Annotated in this window: 2 protein-coding genes; both read left to right on the top strand. The window is 56.4% G+C overall.

Going from position 1 to position 667, the window contains the following annotated elements:
• A partial coding sequence (locus EN780_RS39990; protein WP_210215113.1) for a hypothetical protein occupies positions 1-424 on the top strand: 424 nt, incomplete at its 5' end.
• Positions 421-667: recombinase family protein (locus tag EN780_RS36485; RefSeq protein ID WP_133372966.1), on the top strand; the 247-nt coding region annotated here is incomplete at its 3' end. The genes EN780_RS39990 and EN780_RS36485, both read left to right, overlap by 4 nt.

The raw sequence follows: 667 nt of genomic DNA, 5'->3' as shown, positions 1-667 counted from the left end.
GTCTAAAACAGGGGCGCCGCCCAGTGCCGGGACCCGCAGCCTTTTTTCCAAAAAATCTGTTTCTCTATTTCGTGAGATGACCTTTCGAAAATCCCCCCGGGGGGAGGCCTTTGAGATTGCATTGTTTGCTGGGTTCCCTCAATGCCGAGATGGTTTATCGCCGCCGGTTCGAAAAAGGCTTCAGCAAGGCTGCTACCTACCGAGTATCGAACTGGGAAGCCGGACAAGCAATGTTCTGCACGAGAACTGTCTAGCCAATGCGCAGCCGGGCATTGATCTCGTTGGGAATGTCACTGGGCCTTGCCCTTGTGACACCTCGAAAGTTTCTTCAAGAGGGGGTGCCACTAGGGTCTGTATTGACTTTTGGCACCGGCAGTTCCACAACGTCCAAGATTTCAATGACACCGCAGGGGACCTCAAGTGACTTCACCTATCATCGGCTACGCCCGTACCTCGACTGTTGACCAAGACGCAGGGCTTGAGGCCCAGCACCGTGACCTAAAGGCCGCAGGGTGCACTAAGGTCTTCAGCGAGCAATTGTCCTCGGTCGCCACTGTGCGACCTCAACTAGAGGCTGCGATGGATTATGTCCGCGAGGGCGACACGCTCGTGGTAACCAAACCAGACCGGCTGGCCCGCTCGACCTCCGATCTGCTCGGGATCACCG

It is taken from the genome of Mesorhizobium sp. M4B.F.Ca.ET.089.01.1.1 (assembly GCF_004022605.1).
Taxonomy (GTDB): Bacteria; Pseudomonadota; Alphaproteobacteria; order Rhizobiales; family Rhizobiaceae; genus Mesorhizobium; species Mesorhizobium abyssinicae.
Note: the sequence above shows the minus strand (reverse complement) of the source record. Positions and strands in the feature narration are given on the sequence as shown.